Genomic DNA, 16520 nt, shown 5'->3' with positions numbered 1-16520 from the left:
CTCCTTACGCATTGCCCTCAAGAAACCACGCCTTTCAACTGTGCACGGGTATGAAACCCAACCATTCGCGAACACTGGAAGAGGAGACGAATATGACCCGCAACTATCGCATCGAAGTGATGCCCGGCGATGGCATCGGAAAGGAAGTGATGCCCGAAACGCTGCGCGCGCTCGACGCCGTCAGCGAGTGCTACGGCATCGGCCTCGACGCATCGACTCGCGTGACGCGCCCCGCTTGAACTGCAAAGGAGTGTTCTAGTGACAAAGCGATACGAGTTGAGCGAACTGATCCGCAGCGACAATTTCATTGACGGCCAATGGGTCGCCGCTACGAGCGGCAAGCGCTTCTACGTCACGAATCCGGCGACGGGCGAAGTGATCGCGCAGGTCGCCGACAGCGTCGCCGCCGACGCGCGTGCCGCCACCGATGCTGCCGCCCGCGCCTTCCCCACATGGCGCGACACGCTGCCCAAGGATCGCGCAGCCGTGCTGCATCGCTGGCATGCGCTGATGGTCGAGAACGCGGACGCGCTTGGCGGACTGATCTCGCTCGAGCAGGGCAAGCCGTTTGCGGAAGGACGTGCCGAAGTGATGTACGGCGCGTCGTACGTCGCGTGGTTCGCAGACGAAGCGGCGCGCATCTACGGCGACATCATTCCGCAGCAGCAGCGCGGCAAGCGCATGAGCGCTGTGAAGGAGCCCATCGGCATCGTCGCCGCAATCACGCCGTGGAATTTCCCGCTCGCGATGATCGCTCGCAAGATCGCACCCGCGCTCGCGGCGGGCTGCACCGTCGTCGGCAAGCCCGCCGAAGATACGCCCCTCACCGCGCTCGCGCTCACGATGCTCGCCCACGAGGCAGGCGTGCCGCCGGGCGTGCTGAATCTGATCTCGGCATCGCGCGACAACGCGATGCCCACCGTCGCCGACTGGCTCGCCGACAGCCGCGTGCGCAAGATCACGTTCACGGGCTCGACGCCTGTCGGCAAATATCTCGCGCGCGAATCCGCTGAAACGCTGAAGAAGCTGTCGCTGGAACTGGGCGGCAATGCACCGTTCATCGTGTTCGACGACGCCGATCTCGATGCCGCCGTCACGGGCCTGATGGCCGCGAAGTTCCGCAACGGCGGGCAGACCTGTGTGTGCCCGAACCGCGTCTATGTGCAGTCGGGCGTGTACGAGCGTTTTGCGGATCTGCTGGCGACGCGCGTCGCCGCGCTCAAGGTCGCGCCCGCCACCGATCCCGCCGCGCAGATTGGTCCGATGATCAATGCGCGGGCGATCGACAAAATTACGCGTCACGTCGACGACGCCGTGAGCCGCGGCGCGCGCGTGATGACAGGCGGCAAGCGTCTGCCCGAAATCGGTCCGAACTACTACGCGCCGACCGTACTCGCCGACGCGACGCCCGACATGCAGTTGAGCTGCGAGGAAACTTTCGGCCCCGTCGTGCCGCTATCCCGTTTCGACGACGAAGCCGAGGCGATCCGCGCCTCCAATGACACGCCGTTCGGCCTCGCGTCGTACTTCTATAGCCAGGACGTGCGGCGCATCGACCGCGTTGCGCGGCAGCTCGAAGCGGGCATCGTCGGCATCAACGAAGGCGCGCTCGCGAGCGAAGCGGCACCGTTCGGCGGCGTGAAGGAATCCGGCTATGGCCGCGAAGGCTCGAAATACGGCCTCGACGACTATCTGTCGATCAAATATCTTTGCCAGGGCGGACTCGAATGAGCGCGCGCGCCTATCCGATCGAGCTCGCGTTTCCAGACATCTCCGCGCACGAAAAAAGCGATACTGGCATTGCGTACGTGCATACGTTCGATTCGGGCGTCGCCGGTCCGCATGTGATGATCAATGCGCTCACGCACGGCAATGAAGTGTGCGGTGCGATTGTCGTCGATGCGTTGCTGCGCGCCCGGTTGCGTCCACGGCGCGGCAAGCTGACGTTCGCGTTCGCGAACGTCGATGCGTATGCGCGCTTCGATTCGTCGAAACCCGACGCGGCGCGCTTCGTCGATCAGGACTTCAACCGCGTTTGGACATCGCAAACGCTCGACGACGCTTCCCTCGATTCGAGCGAACTGCGCCGTGCTCGCGCGATGCGGCCCGTGATCGATACCGTCGATCTGCTGCTCGATCTGCACTCGATGCATGAGAAGAGCAAGCCGTTGATCGTCGCGGGCCCGCTCGACAAAGGCATTGCGCTGGCGGAACAGCTCGGCACGCCCGCCACGGTGATCTGCGACGAAGGCCATCCCGATGGACGCCGCATGCGCGACTATGACGGCTTCGGCGATCCGCAAAGTGCGAAAAACGCGCTGCTGATCGAATGCGGACAGCACTGGGAAGCGAGCGCCGCCGGAGTCGCGCGGGATGTAACGGCGCGCTTTCTCGTGCGGTCCGGTGTCGTCGATGAGGCGGACCTGCCTGCCGGGTGGACCCTTCCGCTGCCCGACGAAATGCTGATCGTGCGCGTGACGGAACCTGTCGTCGCGAAGAGCCTCGATTTTCGTTTCGCGGATAACTACACAGGCCTCGAAGTGTTTCCCGAAGCGGGCAGCGTGATCGGCTGGTCGGATGACGAAGCCGTGCGCACCCCCTACGCCGACTGCATGCTCGTGATGCCCTCGCTCAGGCAGTTACGGGCGGGCGTGACCGTCGTGCGGCTCGGCAAGATCGAGCGCCGCATCGCACACGCGCAATAAGTCTTGTCGTCATTCAACCATCGTCAAGGAAACCACGAGATGAAAGTCCAGCAGATCAAACAAAGCATTGCGTTGCAGAACCTGGAGGACTGGGGCACGGCCGGCCTTCCGGGCACGCCGGAGATCAAGGTATTGGGTGTGCAGAAAGTGATACGGGGCAGCGAAGCGATCGATACAGGCATCTTCGAATGCACGCCCGGCACATATCGGCGCTCGGTCAAGCAGGCCGAAGTGATGCACTTCCTCAGCGGCCGCGGCCGCTTCACGCCCGACGGCGAAGACACAATCCACTTCACGGGCGGTGACACGCTGTTCTTTGAGGCACACACGGAAGGCACGTGGGAAGTCGAAGAGACGATGCGCAAGGTCTACGTGATCTTTTAACGTCCTAGTTGAAGCCTTCTTTACGCTGACGCCCCGAGGATTGGGACGGATCAGACGCTTCATATGCCGTCGTTGGCGTGGCCGAAACACGTGGCCGCTCGGACGTCTGCACGAACCATTTCTTCCGACTCAACATGGCATTGCGTGCTCGAGATATTGCGCAGCCGGTGAAAAGCAGGCTTTCCGATGCGGTGATTATCGATCTGTCGCTTCGGAATCATCTGAGTCTCAGTGCTCTGCGTTCGGAGCATGGCTGCGCATTCCATTTGGGAATTATCGTCAGAACGATGTTTGCGTCGTTCTATTTGTTTGACGCTGGCTTCGGCGACGGAAATCTGTCGATCTACATCGACACCGACAGGAGCCTCGGTGAACTCGCAATGTCCCGAAGCCTCGCATCTAGTTACAGTCTAGGACCGCATGCTTTTGAAACTACCGCGCGGCTGCTAGAACTCTACGATAGTCAGCTGCGGACGGCGCCATTTGATGAATTGATCGCGGCGCATCAACGCGCCGAGCGCAACTTCCATGCATCTGCTGAAAGACGATTGTCTATTCCGGCACTTGTTCAGCGGTCCCGGCGCAGATGACGGCTTCAATAACACCCCTTCGTCGACGCGAACTCAGATCGGGCGCGGTGTCGGCCTGATTCACTGGTTCTAATCCGATTCGATTCCCTGGGTGGCGTCGATACGCGCCGCTTTATATGCGCCGAACACGGCCGGCTCAAGCAGCTGGCCGTTTCGCATGCGGCGCGGCGACAGGAAACCAGGAGTGGTAGATTCCCGATGCAGGAAGCTGCCGTCCGACCGCTCTACGCCGCTACAGTCGGCAATTCGCAACATTCGCCGCGTTGAATTCATTGGGGTGCACTTGTATCAACATCAATCGGGTGACAGCCAAAGGGAGACCTGGCAACCGGTGGCGGAAGCACTACGCCTTTAACACCTCACACGTTCGATTGCTTGGCGGTTCATTCAATCCATGCTGGCGTTCACCTTATAGCGATCGCCGAATCGCAGCACCCGCACGAAAGAGCGGTCACGTTAGTCCAGTTCTTCAAGGCATCGATGCGAACTTGCGCCGCAGTTGCCCGACAGACAACCACAACGCGGAGACAAGAAAATAGATCGCCCCTACACCTGCGTAGCCGGCCACTTTGACAATCGCCGGAGGCACCGATGCATAGGCCTGTGCGATGAAAAACGCACCCGCCAGCGCTGACTGGCCTCCGCTCAGAATCATTGCCCATTGCCCACCAAAGACCTTCCTGCGGCGGACAGCAGTGGCGAGTTGAAGTAATCCGGACACAACGGCCCAGACTCCGAATACATCAAGCACCGAGCTTGCGTTGACCTGCAACACGACAATCACCGCAATCGCTATAGCCGAGCTAACGAAGACATTGAAAGCCTGAGTAGAATTTCCGCGCATTCCACCGCTACGCAACATGTCGACGTAATTGGCCAGCGCATCCCATAAGGGATAGACAATTAGCAGTGCGGCTCCGATCGCCGTGACCTGCTGCCCGATGGTGAACGCAAGTGCGACCCAGACGACAGAGAACGCGGCACGGGTAAAGTAAAAGTATTTGAGCCACAGCTCATCCTGAAGGCGAGTAGTTTCCGAAAGACGAGTAGCCATTGAAACTCCTTAAAAATTTTGCCTGTCGCGTCGCTTGATGCGATGCATCCGGGATAGACCCAACTGCGAACGATGCGGTCCGCGAGACTTCGCTGCTGCGCTGGTCCGGTTGTACGGCGAACGCGGCGGGTTTCGCCGACGTTTTCGGTGACGACATCGCCATCCGTCGCGCTGCGACCCCGGAGACAATTACATCGGCGGCGCTACGCCGTCCTTTTCGACCACGACAAATTGCGCGGTATGGGCTCCGCCGTTGGCCGGGGCAGCGACGACAAACACTTTCTTGCCTGCAACCAAATCGGCACGCGTGGCAGGTGCAAGCGTCACGACCGGCGCATTGGTCGGCACCGTGACGGTGTTGCTGCCACCCTTGTACGAAAGTTTCAGATCGCGTCCGCTCGTGCCCTCGACGACCGTGTCCACATTGGCATTCGTCATCGAACTGTTGGCGCCGAGATCATATGCATAGTGCCCTTCGCCCGTTCCTCGCGCGACATCGGGGAACACCAGCACTTCCGTGGCGGTCAGCTTGCCGTCGGGACCGGGCACAGCCGCGGCGCCGACATATGAGCCCTGTTTGATATCGGAGAGCTGGATCGCCTTCACCGCGCTTACCTTCGACGCGTCGCTTAAGGTGACCGTTACGGTGTCGCCGCTGCGGCGATGTACGGTCAAGGTATTGCCCGAGAGCGACACGATGTCGCCGCGAATGCGCTCAGGCTTTGTCGCTGGAGATTGTGCGAAAGATGCACTAGCAAGCGAGAGTGCGACGAGGGAAGCAGCAAGCTTGATACGGATGGACATATATGCTCCGTTGATATGATGGGATTGCAGTTGTTGGTGGCTGGCGGGTCAGGACCCGCCGAACCAGTTGTAGCCCTGGTTTTCCCAATAGCCGCCGGGAAATTCGTTTGTCACCGTGATGGCGACGAGATGCTTCGGGTTCTTATAGCCGAGCTTGGTCGGCATGCGCAGCTTCATCGGGAAACCATACTTCGCTGGCAAAGTCTGGCCATCAAAGGTCAGCGTCAGAAGCGTCTGCGGATGCAGAGCCGTCGGCATATCGATGCTCGTCCAGTAGTTGTCAGCGCAGTGCAGTGCGACGTACTTCGCCGTGGTATCCGCACCAGCCGTCGACAGAAATTCGGAGAAACGCACCCCGCCCCACTTGCCGATCGCGCTCCAGCCTTCGATACAGATATGCCGTGTAACCTGACTGCGCTTCGGCAATGCGTTGAGTTCAGCCAGAGATGACAGCCACGGCATTAATCCAGTGAAGCGTGCGGACCCATACGGGATGAACTGTTGCGGTGTTCAAAACAATCTCTTTGTAGACAATGTAAAACGCGTCGCGACCATCGACGAGCGCAGCGTGATGCACATCGCCGGCCCAGCCAGATTTCCCGCTGTAACGCCAGAGCATCGTGCTGTCGGGGCTCGCGAATGGTGTGAACGAAAGGATCGCAAGGAAGGCGCCGCCGGGGTATCGGTCAATTGACCGATGGGCAGATCGCCAGAAAGGTATGCGGTCCGTAAGCGACGCCTGTTAGATCGGTATGCGCAAAATCGGAATGAGTCTTCCCGGGATGCCGGACGAATCTTTACGGCATGCTTACTGTCAACCGTAGCGTCGCGAGGACCGTTCATACGTTGCAAAGCGGTTTTCTCCCGGCGGCCCGTTCTTCGCACGCCGGTTCCTATTCGATTCCGTGCTGATTCTTTCTCAACAAGACCGGCGCAATCATTATCGGAGCCATATGGCGTTTCGTCTGTCCTTGCGAGCAGCAGCCACGATTCCCGTTCTTTGCATCGTGATGCTTAGCGGGTGCATCGCCGCGACGCAGCACCATACCGACGTGACCGGTTCATATCAGTCACACACCGACGCGCAGCCTAAGCCTGCGCCCGGCGCCCGCATGGCCGGCGCACCTTTTGTTCACCCCGGCCTGCTGCATACGGAGAGCGATTTCACGCGCATGCGCGAAAACGTCGCCGCGCGGCGGCAGCCGTGGTTCGACGGCTGGCAACGCCTGGTTGCCAACCGGCATGCGTCGCTCGACTGGAAACCGAATCCGCAGCCGGCCATCTATCGCGGACGCAACCCCGACCACGCGGAGAATTACGCCACGCTCTTCAACGATGCCGCTGCGGCCTACGCGCTTGCACTTCGGTGGAAGATCACCGGCGACGATGCCTATGCGCAACACGCCATAGAAGTCCTGAATGCGTGGTCGCGCACGCTGACGATGATCGGTGGCAGTTCCGACAAGTTCCTGGCTTCCGGTATTTACGGCTACCAGCTGGCGAACGCCGGCGAAATCCTGCGCACGTCCCCACTGTGGCGCGCCGACGATTTCCGGCGCTTCCAGTCGATGATGCTAGGCGTGTTCTATCCCATGAACCACGACTTCCTGGCGCGGCACAACGGCGCAAAGATCGACCACTACTGGGCCAACTGGGATCTCGCAAACATGGCATCCATGCTGGCAATCGGGGTCCTGACCGACCGTCACGACATCTATGCCCAAGCGGTCGACTATTTCAGGCATGGCGCCGGCAACGGCTCAATCGAACACGTGGTGTGGAAGCTGTATCCGAATGGGCTGGGTCAGGTGCAGGAAAGCGGGCGCGACCAGGGGCATACCATGCTCGATATCGCGCTGCTCGGGGCGTTCTGCCAGATGGCCTGGAGCCAGGGGGACGATCTTTACGGATATGACGACAACCGGTTCCTGCGCGGAGCGGAATACGCCGCCCGATACAACCTCGGGAAGGACGTGCCTTACACGCAATACACGAACAGCGACGTCACGCAGCCCGTCATCTCGCCGAATTCGCGCGGTGACGGGCGTCCGATCTGGGCACTCGTCTACAACCACTACGTTGTGCTCAAAGGGCTCTCCGCGCCGGACGTCGAGGCTTTTGCCCGCAAGGTCGCGCCGGAAGGCGGCGGTGGCGACTACGGTCCCAACAGCGGCGGCTTCGATCAACTGGGATATGGGACGTTGACATATACGCTTAAATGACGGCCAGCGTCTCAGGCAGATTATCAGGTACGGTGTGGCTGGCGCAACACGAGGATTGCCTTTTACACAGGAGACTTGCAAGCTCGAAGTGCTGAACGCAATTGCCAATCCATGTCGGCCAAGCCGCACGCAACTCTGGCGCCAAAGAAAAGCAGCAATGCTATGGGCAAGCAAGCATTACCGAGCGTGGTTAGAGAGCGTGCTGCCACCATCGACCTCTCGCGCAAGGTGCGCCAGACGCTCGCGGACGCGCAGTGCGCGCTGCCGATTCGCACGCGCGAACTGCATATCGTGCAGAACGCGGGGGAGTCGAAGTAAGGCGGCCTATTTGCGAATCGGCGCGGATCGGCGCGCGGCCTCGCTTCTAACGCGCGATTACGTGCCGCTGCCGCAACGTGTCGCCCGTTGGCCATTCGCGCTGTCCTCGACTCGCCAGCCCAATTGCTTCAACGCGTCGCGCAATGCATCGGCTAACGGCCAGTGCTTCGCGGCGCGCGCCGCTTCACGTTGCGCGAGCAACGCCGCGACGTCTGGCGGCACCGCTTCGTCCTCCGCTTTCCACTCCGCGAGCCGCAAGCCGAGCACGATGTCGAATCGATCGACCGTCGCGCGCCGCACAGCGGGCGGCAAATCGCTTCTCACCAGCTCCCAGAGCACGGCCAGTGCGCGCGGCATGTTGAGGTCCTGGTCGATCTCGGCGCGAAAGCGCGCGACGAAACCTTCATCGGCCGCACCGCCCGCCGGCCAGCTCGCATACGCGTTGCGCAAGCGCCCAAGCGCGGCCTGCGCCGCGTCGAGCGCATCGAACGTGAAACGCAGCTCGCTTCGATAGTGCGCCGTCAGGCACAGATACCGATACGCGAGCGGATCGATGCCGCGGTCGATCAAGGTCTGCATGCGCAGGAAATCGCCCGCCGATTTGGACATCTTCGCGTCGTCCCCGGTCGTCAAGAACCGGCCGTGCATCCAGAAATTCGCGAGACGCGTGCCGTGGCACGCCTGCGTCTGCGCAATCTCGTTGCTGTGATGCACGGCGATGTGGTCCTCGCCGCCGCAATGGATATCGAACCACGGGCTCAAGTACTTCGCCGACATCGCCGAGCATTCGATATGCCAGCCTGGAAAGCCACGGCCCCAGGGGCTGTCCCATTCCATCTGCCGCTGGGTATCGGGCGGGCTGAACTTCCATAGCGCGAAATCGGTGACGTGCCGCTTTTCGCCCATGGCCACGCGCTTGCCGCTTTGCAAGCCGGCATGGTCGAGGCGCGCCAGGTAGCCGTAGTCGTCCTGCTTGCTGGTGTCGAAGTAAAGGCCGTCGGCGGTGCGGTACGCGTAGCCGTTTCGTTCGATCGTGGCGATGAAGTCGATCTGCTCGGCGAGGTGGTCGGTGGCGCGGCACCAGATCGCCGGTTCGAGCAGGTTCAGCGCGCGCCAGTCGTCCATGAACGCGGCCGTGTAGCGCTCGGCGATCGTCCACGCCGATTCGCCCGTGCGGCGGCTGCCCTTTTCCATCTTGTCTTCGCCGTCGTCGGCATCGGAGACGAGGTGGCCGACGTCGGTGATGTTCACGACATGCCGAACCTCGTAGCCGTTTTCGGCCAGCACGCGCCGCAGCACGTCCTCGAATACGTAAGTGCGCAGGTTGCCGATGTGGGCGTAGTCGTACACGGTCGGGCCGCAGCAATAGAGGCCGGCGTGACCGGGCTGGAGCGGTTCGAAGGGGCGCACAGAGCGCGTCCACGTGTCGTACAAGGCGAGTGTCATCGGGATGCCTCGGGTGGCGAAACGGCCAAGTCGCGCAAAAAGCGGCTCGAAAAACAAAATGGCCGCCGGTTTTTCAACGGGCGGCCACGGGTAAGCGGAATGACGGACTCTCAGCGCAACGCGCGCGCTCCCCATGGCAAGCTGCGACAGCATGCCTGCGAGACGAAGACGAGGGAGCGGAGATAGGCGGTCATGGGGAGGATGCTAACGGCTGCGCGTAGCTTGGTCAATAAAGCAGCCAATTCATCGCTATCGCATGTCGAGCCCTTGCACAACCGGCGCCGCTATTGGATGAAGCGACGCAATTCGACCGTCGAAGGCCGATCGAAGATCGCTTCCGGCGAGCCGCTTTCCCACACGCGGCCTTGGTGCATGAAGACGACCTTGTCGCTGACCGCGCGCGCAAATCGCATCTCGTGCGTCACCATGATGAGCGTCATATGCTCGCGCGCGAGGCTCTCGACCACGCTCAGCACTTCGCCGACGAGTTCCGGATCGAGTGCCGACGTGATCTCGTCGCACAGCAGCACGGTTGGGTTCATTGCCAGCGCGCGAGCGATCGCCACGCGCTGTTGCTGTCCGCCCGAGAGCTGGTCCGGATACGCACCGAACTTGTCGCCGAGACCGACGCGCTCCAGCATCCTCTCGGCCAGCGCGCGCGCCTCGTGCCGAGGCGTCTTCTTGGCCACGGTCTGCGCAAGGACGACGTTTTCGCCCGCCGTCAGATGCGGAAAGAGGTTGTATTGCTGGAAGACCATGCCCACTTTCAGGCGCAGTGCGCGCAAGTCGGCATGACGCGCGTCGATATGCTCGCCGTCGATGTGAATCGATCCCGCATCGATGCTTTCGAGCCCGTTCAGCGTACGAAGGAACGTGCTTTTGCCCGACCCGCTGCGGCCGATGATCGAGACGACTTGCCCACGCTCGACGGAAAAATCGATCCCTTTCAATACCTGGTTCGCGCCGAACTGCTTTTCGACGCCAATGGTTTCAACGAGCGCCATACAAAGTCCTTTGCAACGTTCGCGCGTAACGCGTAAGCGGATAACAGAGCGCGAAATAAATGAGCGCGACGAGCCCGTACACGAGGAACGGCTTAAACGTCGCGTTTGAAATTTCGGCGCCGGCCTTCGCGAGCTCGGAAAATCCGATGATCGAGACGAGCGCCGTATCCTTGATCGCTTGCACACCGAAGCCGACGGTCGGTGCGACGGCGATGCGCGCCGCCTGCGGCAAGATAACGTGCCTCAGTTGCTCGAAGTAGTTCATGGCGAGGCTCGCCGACGCCTCCCACTGCCCTTTTGGCACAGCCTCGACGCAGCCACGCCAGATCTCGGCGAGGTAGGCGCTCGTGAAGAACGTGAGGCCGAGCGTGGCCGCCACCCAGGGCGAAACATCGATGCCGACAAGCGGCAATCCAAAGAACACGATGAACAGCTGCAACAGCAGCGGCGTGCCCTGAAACACCTCGATATAGACGCGCACCAGCGCGCGCAACGCTCTCGAACTCGATACGCGCATGACGAGCAGCACGAGCCCGACCGCTCCGCCCGCGACGAACGAGACGAGCGAGAGCAAGACGGTCCAGCGCGCGGCGAGCAGCAACGCTTCGAGAATTTGTCCGAAAGTGAACTCGATCATCGGGCACCTCGCAGATTGCGTGCGAAGAGCCGGCGGCCTGCCGCGTGAAGCGCAGCGCGCAGGACGAGCGCCATCACGAAATAGACGCCGGCGATCAGGAAGTACGTTTCGAATGCACGGAAGTTGCGCGATTGCACGTAGCTGGCCGCATAGGTGAGATCGGCCACGGAAATCTGCGAAACCACTGCCGAGCCGAGCATCGTAATCACGATCTGGCTGGCGACCGCGGGAAAGACTTTCGCGAACGCCTGCGGCAGCAGGACATGGATGAAGGTTTCGCGCGGCGACATCGCGAGTGCCGCGGCGGCTTCATGGTGTCCCTTCGGCACGGCGCGAATGCCCGCGCGCAGGATTTCGACCGAATAGGCGCCAAGATTGAGCGTCATCGCGGCGATGGCCGCGGTGTACTCGCCGATGTGGATGCCGAGCGCGGGCAGGCCAAAGAAAACGAAGAAGAGCTGAACGATAAACGGGGTGTTGCGAATGCCCTCGACGTACGCGAAGCTCAGCCTGCGCGCCGCCGCGTAGCGGCTTTCGCACGCTGCCGCGCCGAGCACCCCGACGCTCACGCCGAGCAGTGTCGATGCGGCTGTCAGACCGAGCGTGACGGCCGCGCCGTTGGCGAACATGCCGGCATAGGCCGCGAGTTCGCCGAACTGCAGTTGATAACTCATGAACGATACCGTTGAAGCAAACGACGGAATGGCTCGCCGCGCGGCGGTGAGCCCGATGCGGACGCGTTTTAGAAGGTGGCCGGCAGTGACTGGCCGAGCCACTTCATCGAAATCGCCTGGAGCGTGCCGTCCTTTTTCGCCTGCTCGATCGTTGCGTTGACCTTCGCGAGCAGTCGCGGCTCGTTCTTGGCGAGTCCGACGTAGCAGGGCGAATCCTTGATGATGAATTTCATTTCGGGCATCCGCGGCGGGTGCTTCGCGATGATGGCGGCCGCGACGACGTTGCCGGCCGCGATGAGTTGGACTTGGCCGGAGAGGAACGCTTGAATGGTGGCGTTGTTGTCGTCGAAGCGGCGGATCGTCGCGTTCGGCGCCATGTCCGTGAGCGCGATTTCCTCGAGCGCGCCGCGCGTGGCGCCTACCGTCTTGCCGGCGAGATCGGACGCGGTCTTGACGTTGATGTCGGCCGGGCCGAACACGCCTTGGAAGTAAGGCGCGTACGGCGCGGAGAAATCGATGACCTTCGCACGATCGGGCGTTTTGCCGAGCGACGAGATGATGAGATCGACTTTGTCGGTTTGCAGATACGGAATGCGGTTCGCGCTATTGACCGGCACGAGTTCGACCTTCACGTTCATCGATTTCGCGAGCAGCGTGGCCATGTCGATGTCATAGCCTTGCGGCTTCATGTCGGGGCCGACCGAACCGTACGGCGGATAATCCTCCGGCACCGCTACGCGCAGCGTGCCGCGCTTCGTGACCGCGTCGAGCGCATCGGCATGCGCGGCTTGCGAAGCGGAGAAAACGAATGCCGATACGGCGACGAGTGCGACAAGCCAGCTGCGCCGAGCGGTGCGGTGAGGCGTGTGTTCCATCTTGATTTCCGAAGCTGAGTGATTTGGGGCGGCACGCGCATGCTGACGCACGCTCGAGGTCGAGGCGGCATAGGAGCAAGGAACGGGCCAGGCACCGCGTGACGCGCCGAGCGCGATGGCAAGCACCGGCAGAAGGCTGTAATCCGGCGCGTGGGAATTCGGGATTCCCCGTTTTGGGGCATATGCACCGCGTATGGCATTGAGCCGCGCGCCCCCGCTAAAACGGCATCGCCCCGGCTTGCCCAGCGTGTACGTGTAAAAAGTCTTAATTTTCGCGGCAGCATGTGTGCTGTGCCCTATTCCGCCAGGCTTCAATGAAACATCCTTCATTTGCATGACAGCGTTTCGGCGGTGCGGCTCGCTTATCGTGAGCTTGCTGCCGAATGCCGCGTCCACCAGCGGATCGAATCCGGCTAGACGCGAAAAGAAGGATGGAGCACGAACATGAGATCGACCCCGACCGCGATCGCACTATTGATGCTGTCGCTCGTCAGCGCTTCCGCCATGGCGGCACCGCTTACGCCGCACGAATGCAACAGTTACCCGTTCAAGCCCGCTTCCGGTGAAGTCACGCGCGCGCAGTTGATACGCGAGCTTGGCGAGCTGGAGTCGGTCGGGTATGACCCGACTGCCGACGACCCCGATTACCCCACGAACCTCCAACGCGCACAGCAGGCGCTGCAAGCCAAATATCAGAAGGATTGCGCGCCCGATGCCGTCAGTACGTCGACTACAGCGCGTGCGCGAGTGCCGGCTCCGGCCGGCTGAGGACGCCTTCGCGTGCGTGCTGGATCGCTTCGACAAGCGTCGCGTAATCGCCGATATGGTTCGCGAGCAGCAGGATCAGTTGCGCGTTGGCTGACTGGCTCGCGGCCTCGTCGAGATCGCGATGCATGTCGAGCAGCGCCTCGTAGAAGTCGTCGGGGCGCGTCAGATTGGGTTGCGTATTCAGTGCCATGGTTGTCTCCGGTTGATCGGCTCAGGCAACGCCTCGCACGCCCAGCGCGCGCTTCAACGCCGCTTCGAGATCGCCCGGCTCCGCGTGCCGCCAACGCGCGCAGACGTGCTGATCGGGACGAATCAGGTAGAGCGTGCCGGGGCTCGCGTCATAGCGCTGCGCCGCGATGCCTTCCGTATCTTCGAGCAGCGTGATATCGGCAAGCGCCGCGCCTGCCTGGCGGTAATCGTCGAGTGGCCCGGCGCTCACCACGATTGACTTCACCGGCAGCGCCGCGTCGCGCAACGCGCTCAAAGCGGCAACGCTCGCCGCGTCGACGCCTTCGGGCCCGCAAAACACCAACGCGGTGAACGCGCCGCCCAGTTGCGAGAGCAACCAATCGTCGTTGCCGCCGCATTGCACGGGCGCATCGACGCACGCAGCGCCCGGCACCATCTGCCCCTCGAAGCGATCGCGATCGGGCATATTGAGCGTCGATTCGCTGAGCACCGCCGGCACCGACAAACGGCCCGTATTCACCAGCTGCCGCGCAAACGGATGCTGTTTCGCGAGCTTGAGCACAGCGTCGCGAAACACGCGCGAGACCGGCGTCTTCGGTGTGATGAAATCCGTCGAGCGCGACGAATTGCGGATGTTCTCGTCGGCCGCGTATTCGCGCTCGCTCCCATAGGTGTCGAGCAGGGCGTCCGGCGCGCGGCCGGCGAGCACCATCTCGAGCTTCCATGCAAGGTTTTCCGCGTCCTGTATGCCGCTATTCGCGCCGCGCGCGCCGAACGGCGAAACGCCATGCGCGGAATCGCCGGCGAACAGCACGTTGCCGTGGCGAAAGCGCTCCATCCGCACACAAGCAAACGTATAGACGCTCGCCCACTCCAGCTCGAATTCGACATCGGGACCGAGCAGCGCGCGCACGCGCGGAATGATCCGCTCGGGCGTCTTTTCGAGCACCGGATCGGCATCCCAGCCGAGCTGGAAATCGATGCGCCAGACGTTGTCGGGCTGGCGATGCAGCAGCACCGATTGGTTCGGGTGAAACGGCGGATCGAACCAGAACCAGCGTTCGCTCGGGAAGTCCGCTTTCATTTTCACGTCGGCGATCAAGAAGCGGTCTTTGAAAATCCGCCCCTTGCTGTCGAGCCCGAGCAACGTGCGCAAGGGGCTTCTCGAACCGTCCGCCGCCACGACGTAGCGGCCGCGCAAATCGTATGAACCATCGGGCGTTTCGATCGTGAGCGTCACGGTCGCGCCGCCGACGTCGCCGCCGTTTTCCTGGCGAATGCCCGTGACCTTGCTCTTCCAGCGGATATCCAGATTCGGCAGTTCCTGCGCGCGTTCGACGAGAAAACCTTCGACGTAGTACTGCTGCAAGTTAATGAACGCCGGCCGGCGGTGTCCGCTCTCTGGCAGCAAGTCGAACGTATACACGTGCTCGTCCTGCACGAACACCTTGCCGACATGCCAGCGCACCCCCTTCTCGACCATGCGCTCGCCGCAGCCGAGCCGGTCGAAGATATCGAGCGAGCGCTTCGAAAAACAAATCGCACGCGAGCCCGTCGACAGCGTGCAATCGTCGTCGACGAGCACCACCGGCACGCCGCGCTGAGCCACGTCGATGGCGGCGGCGAGGCCCACAGGCCCGGCCCCGACCACGATCACCGGATGGAGCGGCGCCCCCTTGCCCTCCTGCTCCGCGCTGCGCCGGTAATCGAACGACACGGTTTGGTAGTTGATGCTCATTGCTCGTCTCCCTCCAACGTCTCCAACTTTTATCTGCTCTACGCTTGCCGCACTCAGTCTTGCAACGCCGCCCACATATCCTTGTCGCGCTCGGCGGTCCAGATGCGCGGATGCGTGATGCCGCTCGCTTCGTCAAACGCGCGCGACACGTCGAACGGCAGGCAATGCTCGTAGATGAAGACGTGGCCGAACTTCGGGTCCATCGCTTCGCGCGTGAGCGCCATCGCGGCCTTCAGATCGAGCTTGCGCTCGACCGCCTTGCGGCCTTGCGCGAGCAGCGTCGTGACGAAATCCTTCGTGTAGTCGAGGCCCTGGTTCACTTCGGCCGGATTCAAGAGCGCGGGGCCGCGTCCCGGCACCAGCTTGTCGGCGTTGAGCGCGCGCAGCGCTTCGAGCGTGGCGGGCCACTGTTCGAGCTGCGCGTCGCCGCAGTAGCACGCGGCGTCGTATTCGACGAGGTCGCCCGAGAACAGCACCTTCTGCGACGGCAGCCACACCACCGTATCGCCCTTCGTGTGGCCCGAGCCCAGATGCGCGATCTTCACTTCGAGCTTGCCGAGCCACAGCGTGATTTCCTTCTCGAACACGAGCGTGGGCCACGTGAGGCCCGGCACTGTTTCGACGCCCGCGAAGAGACGCGGGAAGCGCTCGATTTCCGACTTCATGTCGGCCTCGCCGCGCTCGACGATCATTTCGTACGTGCCGCGGCTCGCGATCACCTGCTGCGCGCCTTCGGCAAAATACGCGGACGCCCCGAGCACGCGCACCGCGTGGTAGTGCGAGAGCACGACGTATTTGATCGGCTTGTCGGTGACGGTGCGGATCTTCGCGATCAGGTCTTGCGCCATCGCGGGCGTCGCGGTGGTATCGACGATCAGCACGCCGTCGTCGCCGACGATGACGCCCGAATTCGGATCGCCTTCGGCCGTGTACGCATACGCGTTCTCCGAGAGCTGCGTGAACGTGATTTTTTTCTCTTCGAGATCGGCCTGAGATGCGAATGCCTTCGCCATGGTTGTCTCCGTCAAAAGGGTGGACCGACGGCGGCGGGACACTCGACACGCGGTTTGCGCGCGGCTTGTGGGAACGGCAGGTGTCTCGCCCCGTTTCTA

Annotated in this window: 17 protein-coding genes and 3 pseudogenes; 8 read left to right on the top strand and 12 right to left on the bottom strand. The window is 62.1% G+C overall.

The features are described 5' to 3' along the window. Positions 1-92: 92 nt before the first annotated feature. From FAZ95_RS25550 to FAZ95_RS25530, 5 genes and pseudogenes are all read left to right on the top strand, one after another. A pseudogene (locus FAZ95_RS25550) lies at positions 93-209 on the top strand (tartrate dehydrogenase); the annotation flags it as partial. 49 nt (positions 210-258) lie between these two features. Then, entirely contained in the window at positions 259-1731 is a 1473-nt protein-coding gene (locus FAZ95_RS25545) for an NAD-dependent succinate-semialdehyde dehydrogenase (RefSeq protein WP_137335303.1), read from the top strand. After that, positions 1728-2705: a M14 family metallopeptidase gene (locus FAZ95_RS25540; protein ID WP_137335302.1), complete on the top strand. Its 978-nt coding sequence runs from the start codon at positions 1728-1730 to the stop codon at positions 2703-2705. The genes FAZ95_RS25545 and FAZ95_RS25540 overlap by 4 nt, the downstream gene beginning before the upstream one ends. Before the next feature lie 39 nt (positions 2706-2744). Then, the gene (locus tag FAZ95_RS25535; protein ID WP_137335301.1) at positions 2745-3089 is read left to right on the top strand and encodes a cupin domain-containing protein; all 345 of its coding nucleotides are present in this window, start codon (positions 2745-2747) and stop codon (positions 3087-3089) included. A gap of 134 nt (positions 3090-3223) precedes the next feature. Then, positions 3224-3679, top strand: coding sequence for a hypothetical protein (locus FAZ95_RS25530; RefSeq protein WP_137335300.1), 456 nt, complete (start codon positions 3224-3226; stop codon positions 3677-3679). Between the two features lie 469 nt (positions 3680-4148). Here FAZ95_RS25530 and FAZ95_RS25525 read toward each other — a convergent pair whose 3' ends face one another. The 4 genes and pseudogenes from FAZ95_RS25525 to FAZ95_RS25510 all read right to left on the bottom strand — a co-directional run bounded on the left by FAZ95_RS25525 (position 4149) and on the right by FAZ95_RS25510 (position 6156). Further along, a complete protein-coding gene (locus FAZ95_RS25525; RefSeq protein WP_137335299.1) occupies positions 4149-4733 on the bottom strand; it encodes a DUF308 domain-containing protein in 585 nt (194 codons plus the stop codon). A gap of 189 nt (positions 4734-4922) precedes the next feature. After that, complete coding sequence (locus FAZ95_RS25520; RefSeq protein ID WP_137335298.1) at positions 4923-5537, bottom strand: hypothetical protein; 615 nt, start codon at positions 5535-5537, stop codon at positions 4923-4925. Between the two features lie 48 nt (positions 5538-5585). Then, positions 5586-5984: pseudogene (locus FAZ95_RS25515) on the bottom strand (molybdopterin-dependent oxidoreductase); the annotation flags it as partial. Next, complete coding sequence (locus FAZ95_RS25510; RefSeq protein WP_137335297.1) at positions 5974-6156, bottom strand: hypothetical protein; 183 nt, start codon at positions 6154-6156, stop codon at positions 5974-5976. The gene FAZ95_RS25510 and the pseudogene FAZ95_RS25515, both read right to left, overlap by 11 nt. Before the next feature lie 493 nt (positions 6157-6649). Between FAZ95_RS25510 and FAZ95_RS25505 the strand changes: the two genes are divergently transcribed. After that, positions 6650-7759, top strand: a complete 1110-nt coding sequence (locus FAZ95_RS25505) for an alginate lyase family protein (protein ID WP_254700282.1) — start codon at positions 6650-6652, stop codon at positions 7757-7759. 216 nt (positions 7760-7975) lie between these two features. Then, positions 7976-8077 (top strand): annotated as a pseudogene (locus FAZ95_RS25500) (mechanosensitive ion channel family protein); the annotation flags it as partial. Between the two features lie 57 nt (positions 8078-8134). On the opposite strand, the gene cysS reads toward FAZ95_RS25500, so the two are convergent. The 5 genes from cysS to FAZ95_RS25475 all read right to left on the bottom strand — a co-directional run bounded on the left by cysS (position 8135) and on the right by FAZ95_RS25475 (position 12713). Then, on the bottom strand, positions 8135-9523 hold the full coding sequence (cysS, locus tag FAZ95_RS25495; RefSeq protein WP_137335296.1) for a cysteine--tRNA ligase: 1389 nt from the start codon (positions 9521-9523) through the stop codon (positions 8135-8137). Between the two features lie 284 nt (positions 9524-9807). Continuing rightward, entirely contained in the window at positions 9808-10527 is a 720-nt protein-coding gene (locus tag FAZ95_RS25490) for an amino acid ABC transporter ATP-binding protein (RefSeq protein WP_137335295.1), read from the bottom strand. Continuing rightward, positions 10514-11164, bottom strand: coding sequence for an amino acid ABC transporter permease (locus FAZ95_RS25485; protein ID WP_137335294.1), 651 nt, complete (start codon positions 11162-11164; stop codon positions 10514-10516). Before FAZ95_RS25485 ends, FAZ95_RS25490 begins: the two co-directional genes overlap by 14 nt. Further along, positions 11161-11838: an amino acid ABC transporter permease gene (locus tag FAZ95_RS25480; RefSeq protein ID WP_137335293.1), complete on the bottom strand. Its 678-nt coding sequence runs from the start codon at positions 11836-11838 to the stop codon at positions 11161-11163. Before FAZ95_RS25480 ends, FAZ95_RS25485 begins: the two co-directional genes overlap by 4 nt. A gap of 68 nt (positions 11839-11906) precedes the next feature. After that, complete coding sequence (locus FAZ95_RS25475; protein WP_137335292.1) at positions 11907-12713, bottom strand: transporter substrate-binding domain-containing protein; 807 nt, start codon at positions 12711-12713, stop codon at positions 11907-11909. Between the two features lie 444 nt (positions 12714-13157). Between FAZ95_RS25475 and FAZ95_RS25470 the strand changes: the two genes are divergently transcribed. Further along, positions 13158-13481 (top strand): DUF4148 domain-containing protein, encoded by a 324-nt coding sequence (locus FAZ95_RS25470; RefSeq protein ID WP_137335291.1) that lies wholly within the window; start codon positions 13158-13160, stop codon positions 13479-13481. On the opposite strand, the gene FAZ95_RS25465 is transcribed toward FAZ95_RS25470, so the two are convergent. Genes FAZ95_RS25465 through FAZ95_RS25455 form a run of 3 tightly spaced genes read right to left on the bottom strand, consistent with a single transcriptional unit; the run spans position 13444 to position 16421 of the window. After that, complete coding sequence (locus tag FAZ95_RS25465; protein WP_137335290.1) at positions 13444-13671, bottom strand: DUF2783 domain-containing protein; 228 nt, start codon at positions 13669-13671, stop codon at positions 13444-13446. The genes FAZ95_RS25470 and FAZ95_RS25465 overlap by 38 nt on opposite strands. A gap of 21 nt (positions 13672-13692) precedes the next feature. Further along, positions 13693-15408, bottom strand: coding sequence for an FAD-dependent oxidoreductase (locus tag FAZ95_RS25460; protein ID WP_137335289.1), 1716 nt, complete (start codon positions 15406-15408; stop codon positions 13693-13695). Positions 15409-15461: 53 nt separating this feature from the next. After that, entirely contained in the window at positions 15462-16421 is a 960-nt protein-coding gene (locus FAZ95_RS25455; RefSeq protein WP_137335288.1) for an MBL fold metallo-hydrolase, read from the bottom strand. Positions 16422-16520 lie beyond the last annotated feature (99 nt).

It is taken from the genome of Trinickia violacea (assembly GCF_005280735.1).
In the GTDB taxonomy this organism is placed as follows: domain Bacteria; phylum Pseudomonadota; class Gammaproteobacteria; order Burkholderiales; family Burkholderiaceae; genus Trinickia_A; species Trinickia_A violacea.
Note: the sequence above shows the minus strand (reverse complement) of the source record. Positions and strands in the feature narration are given on the sequence as shown.

Coding starts and splice junctions, on each gene's coding strand:
- FAZ95_RS25480 (WP_137335293.1), bottom strand. CDS start 11,838: ATGAGTTATCAACTGCAGTTCGGCGAACTCGCGGCCTATGCCGGCATG.
- FAZ95_RS25465 (WP_137335290.1), bottom strand. CDS start 13,671: ATGGCACTGAATACGCAACCCAATCTGACGCGCCCCGACGACTTCTAC.
- FAZ95_RS25485 (WP_137335294.1), bottom strand. CDS start 11,164: ATGATCGAGTTCACTTTCGGACAAATTCTCGAAGCGTTGCTGCTCGCC.
- FAZ95_RS25470 (WP_137335291.1), top strand. CDS start 13,158: ATGAGATCGACCCCGACCGCGATCGCACTATTGATGCTGTCGCTCGTC.
- FAZ95_RS25510 (WP_137335297.1), bottom strand. CDS start 6,156: ATGCTCTGGCGTTACAGCGGGAAATCTGGCTGGGCCGGCGATGTGCAT.
- FAZ95_RS25505 (WP_254700282.1), top strand. CDS start 6,650: ATGGCCGGCGCACCTTTTGTTCACCCCGGCCTGCTGCATACGGAGAGC.
- FAZ95_RS25530 (WP_137335300.1), top strand. CDS start 3,224: ATGGCATTGCGTGCTCGAGATATTGCGCAGCCGGTGAAAAGCAGGCTT.
- FAZ95_RS25460 (WP_137335289.1), bottom strand. CDS start 15,408: ATGAGCATCAACTACCAAACCGTGTCGTTCGATTACCGGCGCAGCGCG.
- FAZ95_RS25475 (WP_137335292.1), bottom strand. CDS start 12,713: ATGGAACACACGCCTCACCGCACCGCTCGGCGCAGCTGGCTTGTCGCA.
- FAZ95_RS25455 (WP_137335288.1), bottom strand. CDS start 16,421: ATGGCGAAGGCATTCGCATCTCAGGCCGATCTCGAAGAGAAAAAAATC.
- FAZ95_RS25490 (WP_137335295.1), bottom strand. CDS start 10,527: ATGGCGCTCGTTGAAACCATTGGCGTCGAAAAGCAGTTCGGCGCGAAC.
- FAZ95_RS25535 (WP_137335301.1), top strand. CDS start 2,745: ATGAAAGTCCAGCAGATCAAACAAAGCATTGCGTTGCAGAACCTGGAG.
- FAZ95_RS25520 (WP_137335298.1), bottom strand. CDS start 5,537: ATGTCCATCCGTATCAAGCTTGCTGCTTCCCTCGTCGCACTCTCGCTT.
- cysS (WP_137335296.1), bottom strand. CDS start 9,523: ATGACACTCGCCTTGTACGACACGTGGACGCGCTCTGTGCGCCCCTTC.
- FAZ95_RS25540 (WP_137335302.1), top strand. CDS start 1,728: ATGAGCGCGCGCGCCTATCCGATCGAGCTCGCGTTTCCAGACATCTCC.
- FAZ95_RS25525 (WP_137335299.1), bottom strand. CDS start 4,733: ATGGCTACTCGTCTTTCGGAAACTACTCGCCTTCAGGATGAGCTGTGG.